Here is a 6431-nt window from a genome sequence, read left to right on the forward strand (position 1 = left end):
TGGAAAATGCGGACGTGGCAAAACGGACAAGTTACGAAAAACTGCTCTGGACGATTCTCTATTCCCGATTCCCTATTCCCCGCTCACGACCACCCGCGGCTCGCAGCGCACCGGGAAATTCACCGAGTTGGCGATGAAGCAGGCGTGGTGCGCCGCCTCGTGGGCGGCCTGGGCCTTGGCCGGGTCGCTGGCGGCGCTGATCGTGACCGTGGGGCGCAGCACCACTTCGGTGAAGCGGCCGCCGTCGCCTTCGGTCTGCATCGTGCCTTCGGCGGCATCGGCATAGGCGGTGACCACCACCCCGGCCACGGTGGCCATGTGCAGGTAGGACAGCATGTGGCAGGTGGAGAGCGCGGCCACCAGCATGTCCTCGGGGTTGTGGCGCGAGGCGTCGCCACGGAAGGTGGGATCGGACGAGCCGGCGATATCGGGCTTCCCCTCGATGCGGATCACGTGGTCGCGGCCGTAGTTGCGGTAGCCGTCGGTGCCGCTGCCGCGGTTGCCGGTCCATTCCACGTCGACGCGGTAGTGATGTGGGCGTGTCACGGCTTCGTCTCCTGTCGGACCATGAGGTCGGCCAGTTCCGCGTCGCCGTCGCCGTCGCGTTCGCGCAGGCCGGCGATCACGCCCTCGCGGTTGCGCCCGGGATGGTTCTGGCTCAGCTTGAACTTGCCTTCGATGCGGTCGATGGCGATTTCGAGGCCGACGATCGCGCGCAGCGATTTCTCGACGTGGTCGTCCGGCGCATCGCCGATCTTCCACGGCTGCGGCTGGCCGGCCTCGTGGCGATCGGTGAGCCTTTCCAGCAACCGGCGCAGCCAGGCCGCGTCGCCGGTCACCCGCAGCCGGCCGTGCGCGTGCGCCACCGCGTAGTTCCAGGTCGGCAACTCGCGCCCGGTCTCGTGCTTGCTCGGATACCAGTTCGGGCTGACGTAGCCGTCCGGGCCACGGAAGATCGCCAGCACCTCGGCGCCGTCCAGCCGGGCCAGCTCGTTGCCGCGCGCCACGTGGCCGTGCAAGACCCCGTCCACCAGCTCGAACGGCAAATGGTTGGCGACAAGTCCATCCGGCCCCTGCACCACCAAGCTGGCGAACGGGTAGTCGCGGATCAGCCCGTGCAGGGCCTCGGTGCGCGTCTCGGCGAAGTGCTTCGGCGTATACATGACGGCCGGCTCAGCCCTGGCCCGCCAGCAGTGCCATCACCGCCTTCTGCACGTGCAGGCGGTTTTCGGCCTCGTCGATGGCGATGCAGTACGGCGCGTCCATCACCGCGTCGGTGGCCTTCACGTTGCGGCGCAGCGGCAGGCAGTGGCTGAACAGGCCATGGTTGGTCAGCGCCATCTTCGCCTCGTCCACGATGAAGTGCCGGTGCGCCTCGCGGATCGGCTTCTCCTGCTCCCACCTGCCGAAATACGGCAGCGCGCCCCAGCTCTTGGCGTAGACCACGTCGGCGCCGGCGTAGGCTTCCTCGATGTCGTGGCTGACCTTGAGCGAGCCGCCGTTCTGCTCGGCGTTCAGACGTCCGGACGTCATGTAGCGCTCGTCCAGCACGTAGTCGGGCGTGGGGCACAGCAGGGTCACGTCCATGCCCATCTTGGTGGCGATCAGCAGCGCGGAATTGGCCACCGCGGTGTTCAGCGGCTTCGGATGGTAGGTCCAGGTCAGCACGTACTTCTTCTTCGTCAGGTCGCCCAGGTGTTCCTTCATCGCCAGCGCATGCGCCAGCTCCTGGCAGGGGTGGGTGATCGTCTCCATGTTGATCACCGGCACCGTGGCGTATTGCGCGAACGCCTTGATCACCTTGTCCTCGCGGTCCACCGACCAGTCCTGGAACTTCGGGAAGGCGCGCACGGCGATCAGGTCGACGTAGCGGCTGAGCACGCGCGCCACCTCGGCGATGTGCTCCTCGGTGTCGCCGTCCATCACGCTGCCCGCCTCGAACTCGATCGGCCAGGCGTCCTTGCCCGGCGCCAGCACGATCGCGTGGCCGCCCAGGTGGAACGCGCCCAGCTCGAAGCTGGTGCGGGTGCGCATCGACGGGTTGAAGAACAGCAGCGCGACCGACTTGCCGGCCAGTTGCTGGCCGCGCGGCGAACGCTTGAAGGCGGCCGCCTGCTCCAGCAACGCGTCGATCTCGGCGCGGCTGTAGTCCTGGGTGGTGAGGAAGTGGCGAAGAGTCATCGGTTTTTCCCTGCGGCGGCAGCCGCGTGAGTCAGATCCAGAAAACAAAAAACCCGGCTCGAGGCCGGGTTTTGTCGTCGACTTGCATGAAATGCGCGCGACAGCCTACCCGGCCGGATGTCGGTTCATCGGTCGACGGGCACGCGACGTCATCCCGGCGGCCATGCGGGCGCTGGTCAGGACGTTGGCGGTATAGACGGCTGTAGACATGAGGGTTCCGGGAAATCGTCCTGCCATGATGACGAGAATATCGCTGCCGTGCAACAAAATTCGGCGCGATCTGGCGCGGCCGGCACGGGACAAGGCTCAAGGCCGTGGCCCACCGCACAAAAAACGCCCCCTTGGGCAAGGGGGCGCATCGAGGTTGGCGATGGTTGGCGGCTCAGTCCGCCGGCGCCACGCTCACCCGTACCCGCAGCCGCTCGCCGGGGTCGTAGTTCAGGCGCGAGACGTAGACCTCGCCGTGGTAGCGGTATTCCACGTCGTAGCCGGTCAGGCGGCGCTGCTCGCTGACCGAGCTGACGTCGCGGCAGTGGGTCTCGGTGTCCTGGTAGTCGCCGCCGCGGCGCGAGACGCCGTTGCCGATCGCGCCGCCGGCCACGGCGCCGGCGACGGTAGCCGCCTTGCGGCCGTCGCCCTTGCCGACCGTGTTGCCCAGGACGCCGCCGATCACCGCGCCGAGCAGGGTGCCGGCAGTGGAGTTGCCGCCCTCGTGGCGTACCACGGGCTGGTCGTAGCATTCCTGCCGGGGCACCTCGGTGCGGGCGATGCCGTAGACGGGGTCCACCCGCAGGACATCGGCCCAGCCGTAGTGGGTATTGTCGTCGTTGTTCGCATAACGCGCGTCCTGCGCAGACGCGCCGGCTGCCACCAGGGCAAGCGCCAGCGCGGGGAGAAACAGCTTGGTCATGGCGACCTCTTGGCTCGGGACGTGTAGGCGCTTCTCTGCGCGTGTCTCATTGCAGCAAATTCACACTGAATCAACGCTTAGAATGGCTGGACCCCGGCCGGGCCGCTTACACCTTGTTAAGATGCACGGCTGACCTGTGCCCTGCCCGCGGACCCGTCGATGCCGATTTCGCTCCATAACAGCCTGACCCGCCGTACCGAGCCGTTCGTCCCGCTCGACCCGAACCGGGTGACCCTGTACCTGTGCGGGCCCACGGTCTACAACTACGTGCACATCGGCAACGCGCGCGGCCCGGTGGTGTTCGACGTGCTGGCGCGGCTGCTGCGGCGGCATTACCCGAACGTGGTCTACGCCCGCAACATCACCGACGTGGACGACAAGATCAACGCCGCCGCCCAGGATCTCGGCGTGGACATCTCCGCCGTCACCGAGCGCTACATCCGGGCCTACCGCGAGGACATGGCCGGCCTCGGCATCGCCGCGCCGGACGTCGAGCCGCACGCCACCGCCCATATCGGCCAGATCATCGCGATGAACGAATCGCTGATCGCCAGCGGCCACGCCTACGCGGCCGAGGGCCACGTGCTGTTCGACGTCGACTCGTACCCGGCCTACGGCGCGCTGTCCGGCCGCGACACCGAGGAAATGATCGCCGGCGCCCGCGTCGAGGTCGCGCCCTACAAGAAGAACCCCGCCGACTTCGTGCTGTGGAAGCCGTCCACGCCGGAACTGCCGGGCTGGGACAGCCCCTGGGGCCGGGGCCGCCCCGGCTGGCACATCGAATGCTCGGCGATGAGCGCGGCGCACCTGGGCGAGACCATCGACATCCACGCGGGCGGCGTCGACCTGCAGTTTCCCCACCACGAGAACGAGATCGCCCAGTCCACCTGCGCGCACGGCGGCAAGACCTTCGCGCGCTGGTGGATGCACAACGGCATGCTCACCTTCGACGGCCGCAAGATGTCCAAGTCGCTGGGCAACGTGCTGCTGGTGCACGAACTGCTGAAGCTGCACCCGCCCGAGGCGCTGCGCCTGCTGCTGCTGCGCGGCCACTACCGGCAGCCGCTGGACTGGTCCGAAGGCGCCATCGCGCAGGCGGTCAGCACGCTCGACGGCTGGTACCGCGTACTGCGCGACCTCGCCGCGGTGGAGGTGGATGCCGCGCGGCTGCCCGTCCCCGAACGGGTGGAAGCCGCGCTGTGCGACGACCTCAACACGCCGCAGGCGCTGGCCGAACTGGCCCTGCTCGCCGACACGGCGCGCCAGGACGGCAGCGCCGGGGCGAAAGCCGCCCTGCTCGGCGGCGGCGCCCTGCTCGGCCTGCTGCAGCAGGACCCGGAAGCCTGGTTCAGGCGCGGCAGCGCCGACCAGGCGATCGACGAGGCACGCATCGAGGCCCTGCTGGAGGAACGCCGCGCGGCGCGCACGGCGCGCGATTTCAAGCGCGCCGATGCGATCCGCGACGAACTGGCGGCGATGAACGTCGCCATCGAGGATGGCGCCCAGGGCACGCGCTGGAGCGTGCTGAAATCCTGAAGCCGCCGCCGGCGCGGGCGCCGGCCGCTACAGGCTCGCCGGCACGTTGCCGCCGGCGATGCGCAGTTCCTTCGGCAGCGCGAAGGTGATCGTCTCCGCCTCGCCGTCCAGCTCGCGCACCTCGCCTGCGCCCCACGACTGCAGGCGCGCGATCACGTCGCGCACCAGCTTCTCCGGCGCCGAGGCGCCCGCGGTGAGGCCGATGCGGCTCACGCCGTCCAGCCAGCTACGCTCGATGTGCTCGGCGCCGTCGATCAGGAACGAGCGTACGCCCTGCTTCTCGGCCAGCTCGCGCAGGCGGTTGGAATTGGAGCTGTTGACCGAGCCGACCACCAGCATCAGGTCGACCGCGTCGGCCAGCCGGCGCACCGCATCCTGGCGGTTCTGCGTGGCGTAGCAGATGTCGTCCTTGCGCGGCCCCTCGATGTCGGGGAACTTCGCGCGCAGCGCCTCGATGATCGCCTTGGTGTCGTCCACCGACAGCGTGGTCTGGGTGACGTAGGACAACTGGTGCGGGAACCTCGGCGCCAGCGTGGCGACCGATTCGACCGACTCCACCAGGAGGATCTCGCCCGCGTTGGCCTCGTTCCACTGACCCATCGTGCCTTCCACCTCGGGGTGGCCTGCATGGCCGATCAGCACCACGCTGCGCCCGATCCGGCCCAGCCGCGCCACCTCCATGTGCACCTTGGTGACCAGCGGGCAGGTGGCGTCGAACACCTTGAGCCGGCGCTGGTCCGCTTCCTCGCGCACCGCCTGCGACACGCCGTGCGCGCTGAAGATCACCGTGGCGCCGTCGGGCACCTCGTGCAGTTCCTCGACGAACACCGCGCCGTCGGCGCGCAGCTTGTCGACCACGTAGCGGTTGTGCACCACCTCGTGCCGTACGTAGATCGGCGCGCCGTAGGATTCCAGCGCGCGCTCGACGATGGCGATGGCGCGGTCGACGCCGGCGCAGAAGCCACGGGGATTGGCAAGCAGGATGTCCATAATGAAAGCCTGGCGTCGGCCCGCCATGCGAGTAAAGGGGAAGGCGGCGATTATCGCACGTCGCCTTTCTCCCTGCCGCCGAACAGCCCGAACGCCACCAGCAGCACCGCGCCGACGGTGATCGCGCAATCGGCCAGGTTGAACACCGGATAGTTCCACTGGCGGAAATGCACGTGGATGAAATCGGTGACCTGGGCCGCGTGCAGGCGGTCGATCAGGTTGCCCAACGCACCGCCGATGACCAGTGCCAGCGGCGCGGCATTGCGCCAGTCCCGGCGCGCCGTGCGCGCCAGCCATACCACCAGCATGACGCTGATCACCACCGCCAGCGCCACGAAGAACCAGCGCTGCCAGCCGGTACCGTCGGCAAGGAAACTGAACGCGGCGCCGGTATTGAAGGCCAGCGTCCAGTTGAGCAGGCCCGGGATCACCGGATGCGGCGTACCGGCCGGCTGCAGCGCGACCAGCGCCCACCACTTGCTGAGCTGGTCGAGGACGATGACGGCGGCGGAAAGCAGCAGCCAGGGCAAGGCGTTGGGCTTGTGGGTCATGTGGGTTCGCCAGTCATGGGTGCGAGGCTTCCGGCTCGCCGCTCGCCCTGTTTGCGGGAGGGCGTTGGCTTGCGGGAAAAAATCGGCTTTCGAATGCGAAAGGGAAAAGCGGAAAAGTCCGAGACCATAGCACCGTCATCCCGGTGCAAGCCGGGATCCAGTGGCTTCGGGCTCTGGGACATGCAAGCCGCCGGATCCCGGCCTGTGCCGGGTTGGCGGGTGGCGAACAACGCGGTGCGGCCGGATCGCAACACCTGGCGCGC

The 6431-nt window shown here is 68.4% G+C and carries 7 protein-coding genes; 1 reads left to right on the plus strand and 6 read right to left on the minus strand.

The window, feature by feature from the left end; all coding sequences use genetic code 11:
• Window positions 1–72: 72 nt before the first annotated feature.
• The 4 genes from ASG87_RS13815 to ASG87_RS13830 all read right to left on the minus strand — a co-directional run bounded on the left by ASG87_RS13815 (window position 73) and on the right by ASG87_RS13830 (window position 3091).
• Window positions 73–546, minus strand: coding sequence for an OsmC family protein (locus ASG87_RS13815; RefSeq protein WP_056006172.1), 474 nt, complete (start codon window positions 544–546; stop codon window positions 73–75).
• Window positions 543–1163 (minus strand): FMN-binding negative transcriptional regulator, encoded by a 621-nt coding sequence (locus tag ASG87_RS13820; protein ID WP_056006174.1) that lies wholly within the window; start codon window positions 1161–1163, stop codon window positions 543–545. The genes ASG87_RS13815 and ASG87_RS13820 overlap by 4 nt, the downstream gene beginning before the upstream one ends.
• 10 nt (window positions 1164–1173) lie before the next feature.
• Window positions 1174–2181 carry an N-acetylornithine carbamoyltransferase gene (locus ASG87_RS13825; protein WP_056006177.1) on the minus strand — a complete coding sequence of 336 codons (1008 nt, stop codon included), beginning with the start codon at window positions 2179–2181 and terminating at the stop codon, window positions 1174–1176.
• A 382-nt stretch (window positions 2182–2563) separates the two neighbouring features.
• Complete coding sequence (locus tag ASG87_RS13830) at window positions 2564–3091, minus strand: glycine zipper 2TM domain-containing protein (protein WP_056006179.1); 528 nt, start codon at window positions 3089–3091, stop codon at window positions 2564–2566.
• Between the two features lie 159 nt (window positions 3092–3250).
• On the opposite strand from ASG87_RS13830, the gene cysS reads away from it, so the two are divergent.
• Window positions 3251–4627 carry a cysteine--tRNA ligase gene (cysS, locus tag ASG87_RS13835; RefSeq protein WP_056006183.1) on the plus strand — a complete coding sequence of 459 codons (1377 nt, stop codon included), beginning with the start codon at window positions 3251–3253 and terminating at the stop codon, window positions 4625–4627.
• 27 nt (window positions 4628–4654) lie between these two features.
• Here the strand turns inward: cysS and ispH are convergent, their stop codons facing one another.
• Window positions 4655–5617 carry a 4-hydroxy-3-methylbut-2-enyl diphosphate reductase gene (ispH, locus tag ASG87_RS13840; protein WP_056006186.1) on the minus strand — a complete coding sequence of 321 codons (963 nt, stop codon included), beginning with the start codon at window positions 5615–5617 and terminating at the stop codon, window positions 4655–4657.
• Between the two features lie 50 nt (window positions 5618–5667).
• A complete protein-coding gene (gene lspA, locus ASG87_RS13845; RefSeq protein WP_056006189.1) occupies window positions 5668–6168 on the minus strand; it encodes a signal peptidase II in 501 nt (166 codons plus the stop codon).
• Window positions 6169–6431 lie beyond the last annotated feature (263 nt).

Origin of the sequence: Frateuria sp. Soil773, from assembly GCF_001428405.1 — a bacterium.
Classification (GTDB): domain Bacteria; phylum Pseudomonadota; class Gammaproteobacteria; order Xanthomonadales; family Rhodanobacteraceae; genus LMSL01.